Origin of the sequence: Pseudomonas sp. NPDC088444 (assembly GCF_044900175.1) — a bacterium.
Classification (GTDB): domain Bacteria; phylum Pseudomonadota; class Gammaproteobacteria; order Pseudomonadales; family Pseudomonadaceae; genus Aquipseudomonas.
Genome location: NZ_JBJDNK010000017.1, coordinates 1 through 21,996, shown reverse-complemented (window position 1 = coordinate 21,996; position 21,996 = coordinate 1). Strand labels below are relative to the sequence as shown.

The following is a 21,996-nucleotide window of genomic DNA, read 5'->3' as shown; positions in this document are numbered from 1 at the left end:
CGCTTCCATTAATGACGATTCGAATGGCTGAAACCGACGTTCGTTCCGTTAAATCTATCGCTCGACGTCTTTGGTCAAATTATTGGCAATGGACTTATTCACCGCCCCATTAGGGATGGCAATTAGACGACTATTGTCGGCGGTGTATCGTTTCAACGTCGAAACACAATTCCGGCTCCCCCCTCGGTATTACGCGTCCCTCGAAGACGCGAAGCATCACAGCGGTGAATGGATCGAAACGTGGTTGCCCAGCGCGCGGGCGGAGGCGGTATGACTACATTGGGTGATCTGGCGTCCAGACGAAACAATAACTTCAACCTGATCAGAATGCTCGCTGCCACCGCCGTGCTGATCTCCCACAGTTATCCCCTGGCATTGGGCAGCAGTGCGGTGGAACCGCTGTCCAACTGGATCGGCCTCTCGCTCGGCGAACTGGCCGTGGTCACGTTTTTTTGTGTCTCCGGCTTTTTCATCTCCTTGAGCCGCGACCGGGCGCCCAGCAATCTCGATTTTTTCTCGGCACGTTTTCTGCGCATCTATCCCGGACTGACACTCGTTCTGCTGCTGAGCGTATTTGTAGTCGGCCCGATCTTTACGACACTCGGCATGCTGGATTATTTCCGCGCGGGCGCGACTTACAGTTACCTCAGCAACAACCTGATGCTGTTCAGCATGAAATTCCAGCTACCCGGTGTATTCGAAAATAACCCATGGCCGGGGATCAATGGCTCGCTGTGGACATTGTTTTACGAGGTCACGCTGTATGTGCTGGTCGGAGGGCTAGGGGCGTTTGCGTTCTACGAGCGTGGTTTGCGCTTCGCCGGGTTTCTGGTGATCTACGCCGCGATTTATATCGTCTTCAAACTGCTGATGGCGAACACCACGTTGCTAGCCGATTTCCACCGGATGCAGTTTTTCTTCAATTGGAGCCTGCCATTCGTATTGGGCATGTCGTTTTACCGCTACCGCCAACACATCCAACACCGGTTCGTCTGGTTCTTACCATTGGCGGCACTGGCAGCCTGGTCCTATCAGAAGCCGTTTTTCTTCGAGTGCTTCGTGCTTGCCTGGACCTACCTGATTTTCTATCTGGGCTTCGCCACTCACCCTTGGATCGACCGCTACAACCAACTCGGCGACTACTCCTACGGGGTCTATATCTACGCGTTCCCGGTGCAGGAAATACTCGCCCATCAGATCTCGGGAATCAGCCCGGTCATGATGATGCTCCTCGCATTTCCCGTCGTGTTGATCGCGGCGATGCTCTCTTGGCACTTCATTGAAAAGCCTGCGATGTCCAGACGACACATCTTCGCGGCACAGCTTGCGGCACGAGTGGAGGGTTTGAAGGCTTACTGGCCGGGCACCGGGAAGGGCGCCGCGTAATGCAGGCTCAAACAGGGAAGGTGCCGATGAAACGATTCCTCGTACTGGACAGCTTCCGAGGCCTTTGCGCCCTCAGCGTTGCGATCTATCACGTCCATATTTTGCAGAGCTTCGGCGAGTGGGCGTTCTTCCGCAATGCGCACTATCTGGTGAGCTTTTTCTTCGTGCTCAGCGGTTTCGTGATGTTCCACACTTACGGCCAGCGTCTTACCTCATCAGGACAATTCCGGCAGTTCTTCATCACCCGCACGTTTCGGCTCTACCCCTTGCATGTCTTCGTTCTGCTATTGGCTATCGGCCTGGAAGTCATGAAATGGGGCGCAGAACACGCAGGCGTAGCGTTCAACCAAGGTAGCTTCACCGGCCAACGCGCACCGCGGGAAATCCTTCCCAACCTGTTCCTGCTGCAATCCTGGTGGCCGGGTTTCAACGCCCAGTCATTCAACTACCCCGCGTGGAGCATCAGTGTCGAGTACTACCTCTACATGATCTTCGCTGCCATCCTGCTGTTTATTCCGAGACTGTCGCAGAAGCTGTTCCTCGGCATTTCGCTCGTCGCGACGTTGTTGCTGTTACTGCAACTCGCGCCGATGATGGAACCCGCTCTGGAAGGACTTTCCTGCTTTTTTGCCGGTGTGCTCACTTACAGGCTCTATCAGCGCATTCAAGGACTGAGCGCCAGCTGTGAACTGTTCACACTGTTGGAAGCGATCGGCCTACTGTTGGTAGGCGTTGTGATGGTGATGGATATCGCGCATAAGCAGATCCTTCTGATGCTGCTGTTCTGCATAGTCATCATGATCTTCTCGTTCGAAGCAGGCCGACTTTCAGACATGCTCAAGGCGCGCCCATTCGAGCGACTGGGCACACTGTCCTACTCGATCTACATGACCCACGCGATGATCCTGTTCGCGTTCACGCTCACGATGTTGTTCGTCGGGAAGATCATTGGGCATGGGTTCGTGATCTATCCAGAGACAGGACCTGGACCTCTGCTGTCTTTCAACAGCGCGCTACTCAACAACCTGCTGTTGGTGTTTTTGCTGATCGTGATCGTGGGGCTTTCATCATTGAGCCACCGCTTCATCGAACAGAAAGGGATTCAGTGGGGCAAGCGTTGGGCAGCGAGAGGGCAGGGGACATCACCGCTTGGCTCTGCCAAAAGTCCTGGCTGAAACATGAAAAAACCCCGGTCGATACAAATCGACCGGGGTTTTGGTTTGCAGTGAAGGAACCTTAGAAGTCCAGGTTCGACACCGCCAGTGCGTTGGCTTCAATGAAGTCGCGGCGAGGTTCAACAGCATCGCCCATCAGCGTGTTGAAGATCTGATCGGCAGCGATTGCGTCTTCCACGGTGACTTTCAGCATACGGCGGACTGTTGGGTCCATGGTGGTTTCCCACAGCTGATCCGGGTTCATCTCGCCCAGACCTTTGTATCGCTGAATGGTGTGACGCTTGGTGCTTTCAGTCATCAGCCAGTTGAGCGCTTCCTTGAACTCGGTGACGGTCTTCTTGCGCTCGCCACGTTGAACATAAGCGCCCTCTTCAAGCAGCGATCCGATCTGCACGCCTAAGGCGGTGACAGTCTTGTAGTCGTTGCTGGCGAAGAAATCGCGGTTAAACGTGACGTAACTGGACAGACCGTGGGAGATCATTTCGACTTCTGGCAACCAGACATTGCGCTCCTTGTCTTCGCGCAGGCTGGTCTTGTAGACAATCCCGGACTTCTCGGCTGCACGCAGGCGCGCATCGAACTTGCTCAACCACCCCTGCATAGCGGTGTGGTTGGACAACTGTTCCATCGCGACAGCCGGCAGATACACCAGGTGTTCAGTCAGATCTTCCGGATAGATACGCGACAGACGTTTAAGCGTCTTCATCACGGTACGGAAATCGTTGACCAGTTTTTCCAGCGCAGGGCCGGAAATACCTGGGGCCGACTCGTTAAGGTGCAGGCTTGCATCTTCCAGAGCCGACTGAGTCATGTACTCTTCCATGGCGTCGTCGTCTTTGATGTACTGCTCTTGCTTGCCTTTCTTCACTTTGTAGAGGGGCGGCTGAGCAATATAGATGTAGCCACGCTCGACCAGCTCCGGCAACTGACGGAAGAAGAAGGTCAGCAGCAGGGTACGGATGTGCGAACCGTCGACGTCAGCATCGGTCATGATGATGATGTTGTGATAGCGCAACTTGTCGATGTTGTACTCTTCGCGGCCGATGCCGCAGCCGAGTGCGGTGATCAAGGTGCCGACTTCCTGCGAGGAAATCATCTTGTCGAAGCGGGCTTTCTCGACGTTCAGGATTTTGCCCTTGAGCGGCAGAATGGCCTGAGTCTTCCGATTGCGACCTTGCTTGGCGGAACCGCCTGCGGAGTCACCCTCGACCAGATACAGTTCGGACAGCGCCGGATCTTTTTCCTGGCAATCCGCGAGCTTGCCCGGCAGACCCGCGATATCCAGAGCACCTTTACGGCGAGTCATCTCACGGGCTTTACGTGCAGCTTCACGAGCACGTGCCGCATCGATCATCTTGCCGACAACCGCCTTGGCTTCGTTCGGGTTTTCCAGCAGGAAGTCAGAGAAGTATTTACCCATCTCTTGCTCGACCGCGGTTTTCACTTCGGACGAAACCAGCTTGTCTTTGGTCTGCGAGCTGAACTTCGGATCGGGAACTTTCACCGAGATAATGGCGGTCAGGCCTTCGCGAGCGTCGTCACCGGTGGTGGCGACCTTGTGCTTTTTAGCCAGGCCTTCCTGCTCGATATAGTTGTTGAGGTTACGCGTCAGCGCCGAACGGAAGCCCACGAGGTGAGTACCGCCGTCGCGCTGAGGAATGTTGTTGGTGAAGCACAGCAGGTTTTCGTTGAAGCTGTCGTTCCACTGCAATGCGATTTCTACACCAACACCATCGTCACGCTGGACGCTGAAGTGGAAAACCTGGTTCACCGCTGTCTTGTTGGTGTTCAGGTATTCAACGAACGCACGCAGACCACCTTCGTACTTGAACAGCTCTTCCTTACCGCTGCGCTCGTCCTTGAGGACAATGCCCACGCCAGAGTTGAGGAACGACAGTTCACGAATCCGCTTGGCGAGAATGTCCCAGCTGAAATGGATGTTCTTGAAGGTTTCTGCAGACGGCTTGAAGTGGATCTCGGTGCCCGTTGTGTCGCTTTCACCGACGATCTTCATCGGCTCTTTAGGCACACCGTGAACGTAGGTCTGTTCCCATACCTTGCCGCTGCGGCGAACAGTCAGATTCAACTCTTCAGACAAGGCGTTAACGACGGATACACCCACGCCGTGCAGACCGCCAGAGACTTTGTAAGAGTTATCATCGAATTTACCGCCTGCGTGCAGGACGGTCATGATAACTTCTGCCGCCGAGACACCTTCCTCTTTATGCACGTCAACCGGAATGCCACGACCGTTGTCGCGCACGGTGATGGATTCGTTTGGATGGATGATCACAGTGATGTCATCGCAATAGCCGGCGAGGGCTTCGTCGATCGAGTTGTCCACCACCTCGAACACCATGTGGTGAAGGCCGCTGCCATCGTCTGTATCGCCGATGTACATACCGGGACGCTTGCGTACGGCATCAAGTCCTTTCAGCACCTTGATGCTGGACGAGTCGTACGTTTGATTTTCGCTCATGCATTCACTCCCGATGGTCGTGGGTCTGGGTGATACCGCCGTGTTCCACGTGGAACAAAGCGACTGGCGTTTCCGTCTGCCAGCCTTCCCTCAACAATTCATGATCTACACAGGTGATAAAAACCTGGCAGCGTAATTCTTCAAGCAAGCGACACAATGCGCTGCGATGATGCTCGTCTAGCTCTGATGGCAAATCGTCGACGAGGTAAATACATTGGCCGCGGCGGGCCTGGTTGACCAAATGTCCTTGGGCAATGCGCAACGCGCAGACAACCAATTTCTGTTGTCCTCTGGACAGAATATCGGCAGCGTTATGGCCGCCGAGCCGAAGTCGCAAGTCAGCACGCTGAGGACCGGCCTGGGTATGGCCTATCTGTTGATCGCGATTAAGAGAAGAGGCGAGCACAGCGCTCAGATCTTTTTCCTTGTCCCACCCGCGGAAGTAACTCAAGGTCAATCCTTCAAGCTGAACAAGCTCGCTCAACGTATGTTCGAATACGGGCTTAAGCGCTTTAATATAGGCCCTGCGATATTCATCAATTTCATCACTGGCCGAGCACAATTCCCGGTCCCAGGCAGCCTGCGAAGCGGCGTCAAGTGTACCATGCCGCAGCCACGAGTTCCGCTGCCGCAGGGCCTTCTGCAAGCGCTGCCAAGAGGCCATGAATCGAGGTTCCACGTGGAACACTCCCCAATCCAGAAACTGCCTCCTGATTTTGGGAGCGCCCTCTAAAAGCCTGAAACTGTCCGGATTGATCAGTTGCAGGGGCAAAGTTTCCGCAAGTTGCGCAGCACTCTTGGCATTCTGGCCGTCGATGCGAATCTGAAACTCGCCTTGGCGGTCTCGCGAAATACCGAGATTGCTGTGCCCTCCTTCCGTGAGCTCCACCTGACCGAAAACCGTGCAAGCGGGCTGTTCATACTGAATGACAGGTTGGAGTCGAGTGCTGCGAAATGAACGGGCGAGGCCCAATAAATGGATGGCTTCAAGGACACTCGTCTTGCCACTGCCATTGGCGCCATAAAGGATATTGATGCGAGGAGAGGGGGAGAAGGTCACCGGGTGCAGATTGCGCACCCCGGTGACCGAGATGCGACTGAGAGACATCGAATGCCCGCTGGTTACAGACGCATCGGCATGACAACATAAGCCGAATCGTCGTTACCGGACTCCTGAACCAGCGCGCTGCTGTTGGAATCGGACAGGATCAGACGGACCTGTTCAGTGGTCATCACCCCCAAAACATCAAGCAGGTAGCTGACGTTGAAGCCGATCTCCAACGAACCGCCACTGTAGTCGACGCTGATCTCTTCTTCCGCTTCTTCCTGCTCAGGGTTGTTCGCTTGAATCTTCAACTGACCGCTGGCCAGTTGAAGACGAATACCCCGGTATTTTTCGTTCGACAGAATCGCGGTACGACTGAACGCTTCGCGCAACGCCTGGCGATCGCCGACCACCAGTTTGTCGCCGCCCTTCGGAAGAACGCGCTCGTAATCGGGGAATTTGCCATCGACCAGTTTGGAGGTGAAGGTAAACTCACCTGTGGTCGCACGGATATGATGCTGGCCGAGTACGATGCTCACCAAACCATCTTGCTCCGTAAGCAAACGCGCCAATTCGAGGATACCCTTGCGCGGCACAATGACTTGATGCCGATCAGCTTGTTCGATTTCAGCAGCCATCGAGCACATCGCCAAACGGTGGCCGTCAGTCGCAACAGCACGCAGGACACCCGATTGCACTTCGATCAGCATGCCGTTGAGGTAATAACGAACGTCCTGCTGCGCCATTGCAAAGCTGGTGCGCTCAATCAGTCGACGCAGCTTGCTCTGCACCAGATTAAACGTCAGCGATCCCGGGCCTTCTTCGACAGTCGGGAAATCATTGGCAGGCAGCGTCGACAATGTGAAGCGGCTACGGCCCGCCTTCACGACCAGTTTTTGCTCGTCAACCTTGATATCGATCAGCGCGTCGTTGGGCAGACTCTTGCAGATGTCCATCAGTTTGCGCGCAGGAACGGTGATTTCGCCCGGCTCTGCAGACTCTTCCAGTTGCACGCGTCCAACCAGTTCGACTTCCAGATCGGTACCGGTCAACGACAATTGCTGGCCTTCGACGACCAACAGCACGTTCGACAGAACCGGCAAGGTCTGGCGGCGTTCGACAACGCCGGCGACCAGTTGCAGGGGTTTCAACAGGGCTTCGCGTTGAATGGTGAAATGCATGGTCTAGTCCCTTGCCTTGATAAGCTGCGACGGCATCACGTTGTCAAAGTCCGCAGCAGGTTCTTGTAGTCCTCGCGGATATCCGCGTCGGATTCTTTAAGTTCATTGATCTTGCGGCAAGCGTGCAGCACGGTGGTATGGTCGCGCCCACCAAACACATCGCCGATTTCCGGCAAGCTGTGGTTGGTCAACTCTTTGGACAACGCCATGGCCACCTGGCGCGGCCGGGCAACCGATCTTGAGCGACGTTTAGACAAAAGGTCGGAGATCTTGATCTTGTAATATTCAGCAACCGTGCGCTGAATGTTATCCACACTCACCAGTTTGTCCTGCAACGCCAGCAGGTCTTTTAGCGATTCGCGAATCAGCTCGATGGTGATGTCACGCCCCATGAAGTGCGAGTGAGCGATGACGCGCTTGAGCGCACCCTCCAGCTCACGCACGTTGGAACGAATGCGCTGGGCAATAAAGAACGCGGCATCGTGAGGAAGTTCGACCTTTGCCTGGTCGGCCTTCTTCATGAGAATGGCCACGCGAGTTTCCAGCTCCGGCGGCTCGACAGCCACCGTAAGACCCCAGCCAAACCTAGACTTCAGACGCTCTTCAAGCCCCTCGATCTCTTTCGGATAGCGGTCACTGGTCAGAATGACCTGTTGGCCGCCTTCGAGCAGGGCGTTGAAGGTGTGGAAAAACTCTTCCTGCGAGCGCTCCTTGCGGGCGAAAAACTGGATGTCATCGATAAGCAACGCGTCAACCGAGCGGTAGAAGCGCTTGAATTCATTGATCGCGTTCAACTGAAGCGCCTTGACCATGTCGGCCACGAAACGCTCCGAATGCAGGTACACCACCTTCGCATTCGGATTCTTCTTGAGCAGATGGTTACCCACAGCGTGCATCAAGTGCGTTTTACCCAAACCTACGCCACCGTAAAGGAAGAGCGGGTTGTAACCGTGCTTGGGGTTGTCTGCTACCTGCCACGCCGCAGCGCGAGCCAATTGGTTGGACTTACCTTCGACGAAATTCTCAAAGGTAAACGTGCGATTCAAATAGCTGGTGTGTTTCAGCGCACCTTCTACCTGAACGCTACGTTGTTCGGTTTTGGCAGGTGTCGATTGAACGCTTGCCGCCGACATCGAATCGAAACTCGCCCGCGAAGGTTCGCCATCTACATCCAGAGAAACCTGTTCGACAGGAGCAGGCGCTTGAGCAGGTTCACTCGAAGCCGCAGCTACGCCAATGGTTTGAGCGATGTTCTGAGCAGCTTGTGAGGCGGCCACGGCAGCGGCAGCCAATGGTGCCGTGGGCGCTGCGCGAGGTGCAGAGCTACGTTTGCTTCCTATTAATAAGGAAAGAGCAGGGGTAGCACCTTGGCTGTGCTCGCCCAGCAGTTCGAGCAGGCGACCCAAATACTTTTCGTTTACCCAGTCGAGCACGAATCGGTTGGGCGCGTATACACGCAACTCGTCGCCTTCAGCTTCGACCTGTAGCGGACGGATCCAGGTGTTGAATTGCTGGGCAGGCAGCTCATCGCGCAAAAGCTCCACGCACTGCTGCCAAAGTTCCACTGACACGGAGATCCCCTAAGTATCGAAAGCCGGTGAGGCAAAAAAACAAGCGGCCATTGTACCCACCCACGCTGGACTTATCCACACGTAGGTCGCTAACGGGCTTCTCAAAATCAAGACCTTATAGAGAAAAAAGCCGACCGGTGGTGTGTGCATAAGCTCTGTGGATAAGCCCAAATGACGTCTCTGCATAACTCAGGTCGAAAATGTGTGGATAACCAGCCTGTGGATAAAAAGAGTTTCCATTCACAGCCTTTCCGCAGCTCCAGCACAGCCCCGGCACGGTTTTCTGACAGGGTTATGATTCTCTGTATACCTTGAAAAACAAGGCCTATCATAAGTTATCCACAGATCGATGCCTTACTAGCTCTTATAAGCTTTACAGAACAGCTTTTAATACTTTCCTTCTCTATTTCTATTTTTGATCCACACCCCACATTGGTCAGAAAGGAAAAATGCGAAAACGCCCATATAAGAGAGACACACAGGAAACGTTGGTTGGAAATTGACCTGCGAGCTTGCTTTCTCTAGAATCCCCGCTCTCTTAAAACGGGGTCATTCCGGCCCGTTGTGGACGAACCAGGTAACACACCATGAAACGTACTTTCCAACCGAGCACCATCAAGCGCGCCCGCACCCACGGTTTCCGTGCTCGCATGGCTACCAAAAACGGCCGTCAGGTTCTGTCGCGTCGTCGCGCCAAAGGCCGTAAGCGTCTGACAGTTTGATCAGTCGGCAAAGGTGGTGAGTCGAGACTTCAGTCGGGAAAAACGTCTGCTGACACCCCGGCACTTCAAGGCAGTCTTTGACTCCCCAACCGGCAAGGTTCCGGGGAAAAATCTCCTGCTCCTTGTACGCGACAACGATCTCGATCACGCCCGACTGGGGTTGGTGATCGGGAAAAAGAGCGTCAAGCTCTCCGTTGAACGCAATCGGCTGAAGCGTCTGATGCGCGAATCCTTTCGTCTCCACCAGGACAAACTGGCAGGCGTGGATATCGTGGTCGTTGCACGCAAAGGCTTGGGTGATATTGAAAACCCCGAATTGATTCAGCATTTCGGCAAGCTCTGGAAACGTCTGGCGCGCAGCCGACCGACCTCGGAAGCAACAACCGAAACTGCGGGGGTAGACAGTCCTGATGCGTAAACTGGCGCTCGTTCCGATCCAGTTTTACCGCTACGCCATTAGTCCCTTGATGGCCAGTCATTGTCGTTTCTACCCCAGTTGCTCCTGCTATGCGTACGAAGCCATTGAAACCTATGGCCTGGTACGCGGCGGCTGGCTGACCTTGCGTCGCTTAGGTCGCTGTCATCCGTGGAACCCCGGTGGTTTCGACCCGGTTCCAACAGCTCCCAACTCCCGTTCCTCTTCGATGGCCGAGTAATCATGGATATCAAACGCACAATCCTGATCGTCGCCCTGGCAATCGTGACCTATGTCGGTGTCCTGAAATGGAACCAGGACTATGGTCAGGCTGCCTTGCCGACTCAGAATGTTGCCTCCAGCACCAATACCGCCGCGCTTCCCGATACGGCACAGGGCACTTCCGCCAATGCGGACGTACCAAGTGCAACGGGCGAAGTGACTGCGCCTGCCGAAACGCCGGTAGCCGCCAGCAAAGATCTGATTCAGGTCAAAACTGACGTATTGAACCTGGAAATCGACCCGGTGGGCGGTGATGTGGTGCAACTGCGCCTGCCTCTGTATCCGCGTCGTCAGGACCATCCAGAGATTCCATTTCAGCTGTTCGACAACGGCGGCGAGCGTACTTTTCTCGCACAAAGCGGCCTGACCGGCATCAACGGTCCGGATGCCCGTGCCGGTGGTCGCCCTGTATACGCAACTGCGCAGAAAAGTTATCAACTGGCGGATGGTCAGAACGATCTGGTCGTAGACCTGAGGTACAGCGATGCAGGCGTTAACTACATCAAGCGTTTCACGTTCAAGCGCGGTCTGTATGATCTGACCGTGACCTACCTGATCGACAACCAGAGCGCTCAAGCCTGGAACGGCAACCTGTTCGCCCAGTTGAAACGGGACGCCAGCGCTGATCCATCGTCGACCACGGCTACCGGCACCGCGACCTATCTGGGTGCCGCCATGTGGACACCTTCGGAGCCTTACAAAAAGGTTTCCATGAAGGACATCGACAAAGGCTCGCTCAAAGATACCGTTCAAGGTGGCTGGGTTGCCTGGCTGCAACATTATTTTGTGACTGCATGGATCCCGAGCAAGGCTGACAGCAATACCGTCACCACTCGTAAAGACAGTGTGGGTAACTACATCATCGGCTTCACCGGTCCTGCGCTGACCGTTGCGCCAGGCGCCAAAGCCGAGACGACCGCGACACTGTACGCAGGTCCGAAGAGCCAGGCCGTTCTGAAAGAGTTGTCCCCAGGCCTGGAATTGACTGTCGACTACGGCATTCTGTGGTTCATCGCTCAGCCAATCTTCTGGCTGCTGCAACATATCCACAGCATCGTGGGTAACTGGGGCTGGTCGATCATCTTCCTGACCATGCTGATCAAAGGGCTTTTCTTCCCTCTGTCCGCTGCCAGCTACAAGTCGATGGCGCGTATGCGCGCCGTTGCTCCACGCCTGGCCGCACTGAAAGAGCAGCATGGCGATGACCGTCAGAAGCTCTCGCAGTCCATGATGGAGCTGTACAAGAAAGAGAAGATCAACCCGCTGGGTGGCTGCTTGCCAATTCTCGTGCAAATGCCGGTATTCCTCTCGCTTTACTGGGTGCTGCTAGAAAGCGTTGAAATGCGCCAGGCGCCTTGGCTGCTGTGGATAACCGACCTTTCGATCAAGGACCCGTTCTTCATCCTGCCGATCATCATGGGCGCGACCATGTTCATCCAGCAGCGTTTGAACCCGGCTCCGCCAGATCCGATGCAGGCCAAGGTCATGAAGCTGATGCCAATCATCTTCACCTTCTTCTTCCTGTGGTTCCCGGCAGGTCTGGTGCTGTACTGGGTTGTGAACAACACCCTGTCCATCGCTCAACAGTGGTACATCACACGTAGCATCGAGGCCAAAGCCAAGAAAGCAACAGCGTGATCTACCCTGTGAATAAGTAATCCCGAAACGCCCCCTCGTGGGGCGTTTTGCTATCCGTCAGTTTATTCAGGAGGCGGACATGAACGTCCCTCGTGAAACCATCGCCGCTATCGCCACAGCTCAAGGTCGGGGTGGAGTGGGTATCGTACGCGTGTCCGGCCCATTGGCAGGCAAGGTGGCAGAAGCCATCACCGGTAAGCATTTGCAGCCCCGCCACGCCCATTACGGTCCTTTTCAGGACGCTGACGCACAGATTATCGACGAAGGAATTGCACTGTATTTTCCAGGGCCTAGTTCGTTCACGGGTGAAGACGTGCTCGAACTGCAAGGCCATGGCGGCCCTGTCGTACTGGACATGCTCTTGCAGCGGTGTGTACAACTCGGCAGTCGTCTCGCAAGGCCAGGTGAGTTCAGCGAGCGTGCGTTCCTCAACGACAAACTCGATCTGGCGCAAGCGGAGGCCATTGCCGACTTGATCGAGGCGAGTTCTGCACAGGCGGCCCGGAACGCCCTGCGCTCGCTGCAAGGCGCATTCTCTCAGCGCGTTCACAGCCTCACTGAGAAACTGATCAGCCTGCGTATCTACGTTGAGGCCGCTATCGACTTCCCTGAAGAAGAAATCGACTTCCTTGCCGATGGCCATGTACTCAACATGCTGGACGAGGTGCGAGATCAGTTATCCACAGTATTGCGGGAAGCCAATCAAGGCGCCCTGTTGCGCGATGGGATGACTGTGGTGATCGCCGGGCGACCAAATGCGGGTAAATCGAGTTTGCTTAACGCTCTGGCAGGCCGAGAGGCTGCCATCGTCACCGACATCGCGGGTACCACGCGAGATATTCTCCGCGAACATATCCACATCGACGGAATGCCGCTTCACATCGTCGACACAGCAGGTCTTCGTGACACAGAAGATCAGGTGGAACGCATCGGCGTCGAGCGCGCGTTGAAGGCGATCAACGATGCTGATCGTATTCTGTTGGTGGTCGACGCAACGGCTCCTGAAGCCGTAGACCCTTTTGCACTCTGGCCGGAATTCCTTGAGCAGCGACCAGACCCTGCAAACGTCACGCTGATCCGTAACAAAGCCGACCTGAGCGGCGACGCGATTACACTTGATCGAAGCGCCGATGGCTATGTCACGATCAGCCTTAGCGCGAAAGCGGGTGGAGAAGGCCTTGAGTTGCTACGTGAGCACCTGAAAGCCTGCATGGGTTATCAGCAGACTGCCGAAAGCAGCTTCAGCGCGCGTCGGCGTCACCTTGAGTCACTGCATAAGGCAAACGCCTCGCTGGAACACGGTCGTTCTCAGTTGACCTTGGCGGGAGCGGGTGAGCTATTGGCAGAGGATTTGCGCCTGGCCCAGCAATTCCTCGGAGAGATTACAGGCGCGTTCAGTTCAGATGACCTGCTCGGTCGCATTTTCTCCAGCTTCTGCATCGGCAAATAACTCCCCCCTTGGCTCAGGCGGTCAACACGACCGCCTGTCGCCTTTCTCACCCGTTCCCTCCTTTTTCCAGTCCCGTGAAGCGTGGCGGGCGTATTCGCTCGCCCCGGAATGGCCTTTCTACGGTCCATCTCTTCCCAAATAAGACCTGTGCATAACTCGTATTCAGCTCGGTAGATAAGTGGCCATGCTGGTTGAGGAAAACCTGCCATGTGGATAACCATCATTTTTACCCACAGGCTCAAGGCGCTTATCCAAGGGGCTCATTCGCACCTGATCACAGACTTTAATTTCTCTCTACACGTTGGAATATAAGGCCTGTGTACATCTATCCACAGATAGGAGGCCCTCTAAACATAAACATAAAAACAAGGATTTTATAAATTTCTCTCCTTTTTACTTTTTTAACCGCCACTCATCCACAGCTGGTTAAATTTTGCGCAAAAGGTTCCTTTCAAGGGGGCGAAGTCCCTATACTTGCCGCCAATTTCCTATTCCCCCCATTTAACAGGCACGAGGTGCGTGGTGGATTTCCCTTCCCGTTTTGAAGTGATCGTCATCGGCGGCGGTCATGCCGGTACCGAGGCAGCACTGGCGTCCGCTCGCATGGGTGCAAAAACCCTGCTGCTGACGCACAACGTGGAAACCCTCGGGCAAATGAGTTGCAACCCGGCCATCGGTGGCATCGGTAAAAGCCATCTGGTCAAAGAGATCGACGCACTCGGCGGCGCCATGGCGACTGCAACTGATCTGGGCGGCATCCAGTTCCGTGTACTGAACAGCCGCAAAGGCCCAGCGGTACGCGCAACACGCGCCCAGGCTGATCGCATTCTGTATAAGGCGGCGATCCGCGAGATTCTTGAGAATCAACCCAATCTGTGGATATTTCAGCAATCCTGCGACGACCTGATCGTCGAACAGGATCAAGTGCGTGGCGTCGTGACTCAGATGGGTCTGCGTTTCATGGCCGACTCCGTCGTTCTGACCACGGGCACATTCCTCGGTGGACTTATCCACATTGGTTTGCAGAATTACTCGGGCGGACGTGCAGGCGATCCACCTTCCATCGCGCTGGCACGGCGTCTGCGTGAACTGCCCCTGCGTGTCGGGCGCTTGAAAACCGGTACACCGCCACGTATTGACGGTCGCTCTGTGGATTTCTCTGTGATGAGCGAGCAACCGGGTGACACTCCGATTCCCGTGATGTCGTTCCTGGGCTCCAAAGAACAGCACCCACGTCAGGTCAGTTGCTGGATTACCCACACGAACGCTCGCACACACGAAATCATTGCGTCGAACCTCGACCGTTCGCCGATGTATTCCGCAGCAGGCGAAATAGAGGGCGTTGGCCCGCGTTATTGCCCATCGATCGAAGACAAGATTCATCGCTTTGCCGACAAGGAAAGCCATCAGGTCTTCATCGAACCCGAAGGGCTGACTACGCACGAACTCTACCCGAACGGGATTTCGACCTCGCTGCCGTTCGACGTGCAATTGCAAATCGTGCGTTCTATTCGCGGCATGGAAAACGCCCATATCGTGCGCCCTGGTTACGCGATCGAATATGACTACTTCGACCCGCGCGACCTGAGATACAGCCTGGAAACCAAAGTCATCGGCGGCCTGTTCTTCGCAGGGCAGATCAACGGTACGACGGGTTACGAAGAGGCCGGAGCACAAGGTTTGCTGGCCGGCGCCAACGCGGCATTGCGTGCGCAAGGCAAAGAAAGCTGGTGCCCACGTCGCGATGAAGCGTACATCGGTGTGCTTGTGGATGACTTGATCACCCTCGGTACCCAAGAGCCGTACCGGATGTTCACATCCCGTGCTGAATACCGCCTGATTTTGCGCGAAGACAACGCTGATCTGCGCTTGACCGAAAAAGGTCGCGAGTTGGGCCTGGTCGATGATGCCCGCTGGGCTGCTTTCTGCGCCAAGCGCGAAGGCATCGAGCGGGAAGAGCAGCGTCTGAAGTCCACCTGGATTCGTCCAGGAACCGAACAGGGCGATGCTGTGTCTGCTCATTTCGGCACGCCGCTGACGCACGAATACAACCTGCTCAACCTGCTGAGCCGCCCTGAAGTGGACTACGCCAGCCTGGTTTCGTTGACGGGTCAGCAGATCGTCGATCCCCAGGTGGCCGAGCAGGTCGAAATCAAGACCAAATACGCCGGTTATATCGATCGACAGCAAGATGAAATTGCACGTCTGCGAGCGAGTGAGGACATCAAGCTGCCTGTGGATATCGATTACGCCACCATTTCGGGCCTGTCCAAAGAGATTCAAAGCAAGCTGGGGACAACTCGTCCGGACACCCTAGGGCAGGCTTCACGCATCCCCGGCGTTACTCCGGCAGCCATTTCGCTGTTGATGATTCACTTGAAAAAACGCGGCGCGGGCCGTCAGTTGGAGCAAAGCGCTTGAGTTCGTTGGTTACCCCGCAGCACGCAGAAGAATTGACCCTTGGCGCCAGAGAGCTGGGCGTCGAGCTGACTGAAATCCAGCACACCCGGTTGCTGGGTTATCTGGAATTGCTCATCAAATGGAACAAGGCCTACAACCTGACTGCCGTGCGTGATCCGGATGAAATGGTCTCGCGGCACTTGCTCGACAGTTTAAGCGTGGTGCCATTCATCGATGGCGAGCGCCAACTGGACGTTGGCAGTGGTGGCGGGATGCCCGGCATTCCGTTGGCCATCATGTTTCCAGACATGAAAGTCACGCTGTTGGACAGCAATGGCAAGAAAACCCGCTTTCTGACTCAGGTCAAACTAGAACTCAAACTGGACAACCTCACAGTTATCCACAGCCGTGCGGAGGCCTTTCAGCCAGAGTTGCCATTTACCGGGATCATTTCCCGCGCGTTCAGTAGCCTGGAAGACTTTACACAGTGGACCCGCCATATGGGTGACGTGAAAACGCGCTGGTTGGCAATGAAGGGTCTGCATCCTGCGGACGAACTGGTAGCATTGCCCGCAGATTTTCATCTGGAAAGCGCGCAAGCCTTGGCCGTACCCGGTTGCCAAGGTCAACGGCATCTGCTGATACTGCGCCGCACGGCATGACAGGGAACACACGCAAGAATGGCTAAGGTATTCGCGATAGCGAACCAAAAAGGTGGTGTGGGTAAAACCACCACCTGTATCAACCTCGCAGCGTCGCTGGTCGCCACCAAGCGGCGGGTGTTGTTGATCGATCTCGATCCACAGGGCAACGCCACCATGGGTAGCGGTGTGGATAAACATGCCCTGGAGCATTCCGTTTACGATTTGCTGATTGGCGAATGCGACCTGAATCAGGCCATGCACTTCTCCGAACATGGCGGTTATCAACTGCTGCCGGCCAACCGCGACCTGACAGCCGCCGAAGTCGTTTTGCTGGAAATGCAGATGAAAGAGGCACGCTTGCGCACAGCGCTGGCGCCGATTCGCGAGAATTACGATTACATCCTCATTGATTGCCCCCCGTCGCTGTCGATGCTGACCCTTAACGCGCTGGTTGCTGCCGATGGCGTCATTATCCCCATGCAGTGCGAATACTATGCGCTCGAAGGTCTGAGCGACCTTGTGGATAACATAAAACGCATTGGCGAACTGCTGAATCCGGAGCTGAAGATCGAAGGGTTGCTGCGGACCATGTACGACCCGCGCCTGAGTCTGATCAACGACGTATCGGCGCAGCTCAAGGAACACTTCGGTGACCAGCTCTACGACACGGTAATTCCGCGCAACATTCGTTTGGCCGAGGCGCCGAGTTTCGGGATGCCCGCACTGGCCTACGACAAGACTTCTCGCGGCGCACTGGCGTACCTGGCACTGGCTGGCGAGATGGTTCGCCGTCAGCGCCGAACTTCTCGCGCTGCCGCTCAGCCCACTTAAGGAAACTCCATGGCCGTCAAGAAACGAGGACTCGGACGTGGGCTGGACGCACTTCTGAGCAGTCCCACCGTCAGCGCACTGGAAGAACAGGCCGTTCAGGCCGACCAGCGCGAACTGCAAAACATTCCGCTGGACCTGATTCAGCGCGGCAAATACCAGCCACGTCGGGACATGGACCCACAGGCGCTGGAAGAGCTGGCCAACTCGATCAAGGCACAGGGCGTCATGCAGCCGATCGTCGTGCGCCCGATCGCTGACAATCGTTACGAGATCATCGCAGGTGAGCGTCGCTGGCGCGCCAGTCAGCAAGCGGGCGTCGATACCATCCCGGCGATGGTGCGCGATGTGCCGGATGAAGCGGCCATTGCCATGGCGCTGATCGAGAACATCCAGCGCGAAGACCTCAATCCGATCGAAGAGGCCATCGCGCTGCAGCGTTTGCAGAACGAGTTCCAGCTGACGCAACAGCAGGTTGCCGAAGCTGTGGGTAAATCCCGTGTCAGCGTGGCTAACCTGCTGCGCTTGATTGCGTTGCCGGACGTTATCAAGACCATGCTGTCCCACGGGGACCTCGAAATGGGTCACGCTCGCGCATTGCTTGGCTTGCCGGAAGAGCGGCAGGTTGAGGGGGCGCGACATGTTGTCGCACGGGGTCTGACCGTGCGCCAGACCGAAGCACTGGTTCGTCAGTGGCTGAGTGGCAAACAGGAGCCTGCGGCACCTGTCAAAGCCGACCCGGATATTGCCCGCCTTGAACAGCGTCTGGCCGAGCGGCTGGGCTCTACGGTGCAGATTCGCCATGGCCAAAAGGGAAAAGGTCAGTTGGTGATCCGTTACAACTCGCTGGACGAGCTGCAAGGCGTCCTCGCCCACATCCGCTGAAACACATCGTGCGTAGCGTGTAGTCGGAAATCACTAGCCGGCAGTTGAATAGGGGCTGAACCGCCCCTATACTCTGCGCGCATTTTGTCGGCACAAATTATGCCAAGTTATTGATTTTGGCGGCTGGCATACGAGGAGCCCATGTGATGGAGACACGCACGCCAAACCGCTTGCCGCTCCATCGTCTGGCTGTTTTCCCGGTTTTGCTGGCTCAATTGATTGTCCTGCTACTGGGAGCGGTGACGCTTTGGCAGTGGCATGGAGTCGTAGCTGGATATTCAGGTCTTTGCGGAGGCCTGATAGCGTGGCTGCCCAATTTGTACTTTGCCCATAAGGCGTTCCGGTTTTCCGGAGCCCGGGCAGCGCAAGCCATCGTTCGGTCGTTCTATGCCGGCGAGGCGGGCAAACTGATTTTTACGGCAGTGCTGTTTGCACTGACCTTTGCAGGTGTGAAGCCGCTGGCCCCGCTGGCGGTTTTCGGCGTGTTCATGCTGACCCAGTTGGTCAGCTGGTTCGCACCCCTGCTAATGAGAACAAGACTTTTGAGACCTTAGGGCGTTTGAGGCAACCATGGCAGAGCAAACAGCTTCGGGCTATATCCAGCACCACTTGCAGAACTTGACCTTCGGTCATTTGCCTGACGGCACTTGGGGCTTCGCGCATTCCGCAGCAGAAGCAAAAGAAATGGGCTTTTGGGCTTTCCACCTCGATACTCTCGGCTGGTCGGTTGCTCTGGGTCTGATTTTCGTCCTGTTTTTCCGCATGGCTGCTAAAAAGGCAACGTCCGGTCAGCCAGGCGCCCTGCAGAACTTCGTTGAAGTGCTGGTCGAATTCGTCGACGGCAGCGTGAAGGACAGCTTCCACGGTCGTAGTGCCGTCATCGCACCTCTGGCGCTGACTATCTTCGCCTGGGTATTCCTGATGAACGCCATCGACCTGATCCCGGTCGACTGGATTCCGCAATTGGCTGTCATGATTTCCGGTGACCACCACATCCCGTTCCGCGCCGTGTCGACCACCGACCCGAACGCCACGTTGGGTATGGCGCTGTCCGTATTTGCACTGATCATCTTCTACAGCATCAAGATCAAAGGCATTGGCGGCTTCATTGGTGAACTGACCCTGCATCCGTTCAGCAGCAAGAACGTTCTCGTTCAGGCGCTGTTGATTCCTGTGAACTTCCTGCTTGAATTCGTGACTCTGGTCGCCAAGCCAATCTCTCTGGCACTGCGTCTTTTCGGCAACATGTATGCAGGTGAACTGGTGTTCATCCTGATCGCGGTCATGTTCGGCAGCGGCCTGCTCTGGCTGAGCGGTCTGGGCGTGGTTCTGCAATGGGCGTGGGCAGTGTTCCACATCCTGATCATCACCCTGCAAGCGTTCATCTTCATGATGCTGACCATCGTCTACCTGTCGATGGCTCACGAAGATAACCATTAAGACCCGCCTGGCGAGTCTGATGATCCCCTCATTGCGGTGAGGGGCGCCCGCAAGGGCTGATGTACAAACGATTTTGCTTTACCGCTTTAAACTAAAAAAACCTAACCAATACGACGTAAAAGTCGGGAGGAAAGATGGAAACTGTAGTTGGTCTAACTGCTATCGCTGTTGCACTGCTGATCGGCCTGGGCGCACTGGGTACTGCAATCGGTTTCGGCCTGCTGGGCGGTAAGTTCCTGGAAGGCGCTGCGCGTCAACCAGAAATGGTTCCAATGCTGCAAGTTAAGATGTTCATCGTGGCTGGTCTGCTCGACGCCGTAACCATGATCGGTGTTGGTATCGCTCTGTTCTTCACCTTTGCGAATCCCTTCGTTGGTCAACTCGCTGGCTAATCGCTCGATTTTTCGAGTTGATTGGTGTGATGGACAACGAACGAGCGAGGTGTTGGCGTGAACATTAATGCAACCCTGATTGGCCAGTCCGTTGCGTTCTTCATTTTTGTGCTGTTCTGCATGAAGTTCGTGTGGCCTCCGGTCATCGCGGCTTTGCACGAACGTCAGAAGAAGATCGCGGATGGACTGGACGCTGCCACCCGAGCAGCTCGCGACCTGGAGCTGGCCCAAGATAAAGCGGCCCAGCAACTGCGCGATGCGAAAGCTCAGGCAGCCGAAATCATTGAGCAAGCCAAGAAGCGCGGTACTCAGATCGTCGACGAAGCCCGTGAACAGGCTCGTGTCGATGCTGACCGCATCAAGGCTCAGGCTCAGGCCGAGATCGAGCAGGAACTGAACGGTGTCAAAGACGCTCTGCGCGCCCAACTGGGCAGCCTGGCCGTCAACGGTGCCGAGAAGATCCTGGGTGCCACAATCGATCAAAACGCGCACGCGGAGCTGGTTAACAAACTGGCTGCAGAAATTTAAGCGAGGGCGATCATGGCAGAACTGACCACGTTGGCCCGACCTTACGCTAAGGCAGCCTTCGAGCATGCCCAGGCCCACCAGCAACTGGCCAATTGGTCAGCCATGCTCGGCCTGGCTGCTGCTGTGTCGCAGGACGACACGATGCAGCGCCTGCTCAAGGCCCCGCGACTGACGAGCGCAAACAAGGCCGCCACTTTCATTGAAGTGTGCGGCGACAAGTTCGATGCCCAGGCACAGAATTTCATCCACGTCGTTGCTGAAAACGACCGTCTCCAGCTTCTGCCGGAGATCTCCGAACTGTTCGAGCTGTACAAGGCCGAGCAGGAAAAGTCGGTAGATGTGGATGTCACCAGTGCTTTTGCATTGAACCAAGAACAGCAAGACAAACTCGCCAAGGTTCTCAGTGCACGGCTCGGCCGGGAAGTGCGCCTGCACGCTGCGGAGGATGCTGCCCTGATAGGTGGTGTCATCATCCGCGCCGGCGACCTGGTTATCGATGGCTCAGTTCGCGGCAAACTCGCGCAACTAGCCGAAGCATTGAAATCTTGAGTTTGAAGGGGCAGCAGAGCAATGCAGCAACTCAATCCTTCCGAAATTAGTGAAATCATCAAGGGTCGCATCGAGAAACTCGATGTAGCCTCTCAAGCCCGTAACGAAGGCACCGTTGTCAGCGTGTCTGATGGTATCGTGCGGATCCACGGTCTGGCCGACGCTATGTACGGCGAAATGATCGAGTTCCCGGGCGGCGTCTACGGTATGGCACTGAACCTGGAGCAAGACTCCGTAGGTGCGGTGGTACTGGGCGCTTACACCACGCTGGCTGAAGGCATGAGTGCCAAGTGCACCGGCCGCATCCTGGAAGTTCCGGTTGGTAAGGAACTGCTGGGTCGCGTTGTCGACGCACTGGGTAATCCAGTCGACGGTAAAGGCCCTCTGAACAACACCGAGACCGACGCGGTCGAGAAAGTTGCTCCGGGCGTTATCTGGCGTAAGTCGGTAGACCAGCCTGTACAGACTGGCTACAAGGCTGTTGACGCCATGATCCCTGTCGGCCGTGGCCAGCGCGAGCTGATCATCGGTGACCGCCAGATCGGTAAGACCGCTCTGGCGATCGACGCGATCATCAACCAGAAAGACAGCGGCATTTTCTGCGTATACGTTGCAGTAGGTCAGAAGCAATCGACCATCGCCAACGTCGTTCGCAAGCTGGAAGAAAACGGCGCTCTGGCCAACACCATCATCGTGGCTGCCAGTGCTTCCGAATCCCCTGCGCTGCAATTCCTGGCTCCGTATGCCGGTTGCACCATGGGCGAATTCTTCCGTGACCGCGGTGAAGACGCACTGATCGTCTATGACGATCTTTCCAAGCAAGCTGTAGCGTATCGTCAGATCTCCCTGCTGCTGCGTCGTCCACCAGGACGTGAAGCGTACCCAGGTGACGTGTTCTATCTCCACTCCCGTCTGCTGGAGCGCGCATCCCGCGTTTCTGAAGAGTACGTCGAGAAGTTCACCAACGGCGCAGTGACCGGCAAAAC

21 protein-coding genes are annotated in these 21,996 nt (G+C 55.8%); 17 read left to right on the top strand and 4 right to left on the bottom strand.

Translation table 11 applies throughout. The features are described from left to right. Positions 1-270 precede the first annotated feature (270 nt). Positions 271-1,386, top strand: coding sequence for an acyltransferase family protein (locus ACI2KB_RS25985; RefSeq protein ID WP_404639400.1), 1,116 nt, complete (start codon positions 271-273; stop codon positions 1,384-1,386). Positions 1,387-1,412: 26 nt separating this feature from the next. Then, a complete protein-coding gene (locus ACI2KB_RS25980; protein ID WP_404639398.1) occupies positions 1,413-2,561 on the top strand; it encodes an acyltransferase family protein in 1,149 nt (382 codons plus the stop codon). A gap of 61 nt (positions 2,562-2,622) precedes the next feature. On the opposite strand, the gene gyrB is transcribed toward ACI2KB_RS25980, so the two are convergent. From gyrB to dnaA, 4 genes are read right to left on the bottom strand one after another with little or no spacing between them, the layout of a single operon-like run. After that, complete coding sequence (gyrB, locus tag ACI2KB_RS25975; protein ID WP_404639396.1) at positions 2,623-5,040, bottom strand: DNA topoisomerase (ATP-hydrolyzing) subunit B; 2,418 nt, start codon at positions 5,038-5,040, stop codon at positions 2,623-2,625. A 4-nt stretch (positions 5,041-5,044) separates the two neighbouring features. Beyond that, entirely contained in the window at positions 5,045-6,148 is a 1,104-nt protein-coding gene (gene recF / locus ACI2KB_RS25970) for a DNA replication/repair protein RecF (protein ID WP_404639394.1), read from the bottom strand. Between the two features lie 14 nt (positions 6,149-6,162). Continuing rightward, a complete protein-coding gene (gene dnaN / locus ACI2KB_RS25965; protein ID WP_404639392.1) occupies positions 6,163-7,266 on the bottom strand; it encodes a DNA polymerase III subunit beta in 1,104 nt (367 codons plus the stop codon). Positions 7,267-7,301: 35 nt separating this feature from the next. Further along, a complete protein-coding gene (gene dnaA / locus ACI2KB_RS25960; RefSeq protein ID WP_404639390.1) occupies positions 7,302-8,837 on the bottom strand; it encodes a chromosomal replication initiator protein DnaA in 1,536 nt (511 codons plus the stop codon). A 587-nt stretch (positions 8,838-9,424) separates the two neighbouring features. Between dnaA and rpmH the strand changes: the two genes are divergently transcribed. The 15 genes from rpmH to atpA form a co-directional block, all read left to right on the top strand. Continuing rightward, positions 9,425-9,559 (top strand): 50S ribosomal protein L34, encoded by a 135-nt coding sequence (gene rpmH / locus ACI2KB_RS25955; protein WP_003290924.1) that lies wholly within the window; start codon positions 9,425-9,427, stop codon positions 9,557-9,559. 16 nt (positions 9,560-9,575) lie between these two features. Further along, a complete protein-coding gene (gene rnpA, locus ACI2KB_RS25950) occupies positions 9,576-9,977 on the top strand; it encodes a ribonuclease P protein component (RefSeq protein WP_404639388.1) in 402 nt (133 codons plus the stop codon). Then, positions 9,970-10,215, top strand: a complete 246-nt coding sequence (yidD, locus tag ACI2KB_RS25945; RefSeq protein WP_404639386.1) for a membrane protein insertion efficiency factor YidD — start codon at positions 9,970-9,972, stop codon at positions 10,213-10,215. The genes rnpA and yidD overlap by 8 nt, the downstream gene beginning before the upstream one ends. A 2-nt stretch (positions 10,216-10,217) precedes the next feature. Next, positions 10,218-11,894 (top strand): membrane protein insertase YidC, encoded by a 1,677-nt coding sequence (gene yidC, locus ACI2KB_RS25940; protein WP_404639384.1) that lies wholly within the window; start codon positions 10,218-10,220, stop codon positions 11,892-11,894. Positions 11,895-11,973: 79 nt separating this feature from the next. Then, positions 11,974-13,344: a tRNA uridine-5-carboxymethylaminomethyl(34) synthesis GTPase MnmE gene (mnmE, locus tag ACI2KB_RS25935; RefSeq protein WP_404639382.1), complete on the top strand. Its 1,371-nt coding sequence runs from the start codon at positions 11,974-11,976 to the stop codon at positions 13,342-13,344. Between the two features lie 522 nt (positions 13,345-13,866). After that, positions 13,867-15,765 (top strand): tRNA uridine-5-carboxymethylaminomethyl(34) synthesis enzyme MnmG, encoded by a 1,899-nt coding sequence (mnmG, locus tag ACI2KB_RS25930; protein WP_404639380.1) that lies wholly within the window; start codon positions 13,867-13,869, stop codon positions 15,763-15,765. Further along, a complete protein-coding gene (rsmG, locus tag ACI2KB_RS25925) occupies positions 15,762-16,406 on the top strand; it encodes a 16S rRNA (guanine(527)-N(7))-methyltransferase RsmG (protein ID WP_404639378.1) in 645 nt (214 codons plus the stop codon). Before mnmG ends, rsmG begins: the two co-directional genes overlap by 4 nt. An 18-nt stretch (positions 16,407-16,424) precedes the next feature. Next, positions 16,425-17,219: a ParA family protein gene (locus ACI2KB_RS25920; protein WP_404639376.1), complete on the top strand. Its 795-nt coding sequence runs from the start codon at positions 16,425-16,427 to the stop codon at positions 17,217-17,219. A gap of 9 nt (positions 17,220-17,228) precedes the next feature. Next, positions 17,229-18,101 carry a ParB/RepB/Spo0J family partition protein gene (locus ACI2KB_RS25915; protein WP_404639374.1) on the top strand — a complete coding sequence of 291 codons (873 nt, stop codon included), beginning with the start codon at positions 17,229-17,231 and terminating at the stop codon, positions 18,099-18,101. A gap of 146 nt (positions 18,102-18,247) precedes the next feature. Further along, a complete protein-coding gene (locus tag ACI2KB_RS25910) occupies positions 18,248-18,655 on the top strand; it encodes a F0F1 ATP synthase subunit I (protein WP_404639372.1) in 408 nt (135 codons plus the stop codon). A gap of 16 nt (positions 18,656-18,671) precedes the next feature. Beyond that, entirely contained in the window at positions 18,672-19,541 is an 870-nt protein-coding gene (atpB, locus tag ACI2KB_RS25905; protein WP_404639371.1) for a F0F1 ATP synthase subunit A, read from the top strand. A 134-nt stretch (positions 19,542-19,675) separates the two neighbouring features. After that, positions 19,676-19,933 (top strand): F0F1 ATP synthase subunit C, encoded by a 258-nt coding sequence (atpE, locus tag ACI2KB_RS25900; protein ID WP_002555987.1) that lies wholly within the window; start codon positions 19,676-19,678, stop codon positions 19,931-19,933. Between the two features lie 57 nt (positions 19,934-19,990). Next, positions 19,991-20,461 (top strand): F0F1 ATP synthase subunit B, encoded by a 471-nt coding sequence (locus ACI2KB_RS25895; protein WP_404639369.1) that lies wholly within the window; start codon positions 19,991-19,993, stop codon positions 20,459-20,461. Positions 20,462-20,473: 12 nt separating this feature from the next. Further along, positions 20,474-21,010, top strand: coding sequence for a F0F1 ATP synthase subunit delta (locus tag ACI2KB_RS25890; RefSeq protein ID WP_404639367.1), 537 nt, complete (start codon positions 20,474-20,476; stop codon positions 21,008-21,010). A gap of 21 nt (positions 21,011-21,031) precedes the next feature. Beyond that, positions 21,032-21,996, top strand: a 965-nt coding sequence (atpA, locus tag ACI2KB_RS25885) for a F0F1 ATP synthase subunit alpha (RefSeq protein WP_404639365.1), incomplete at its 3' end; no start/stop codon positions are given.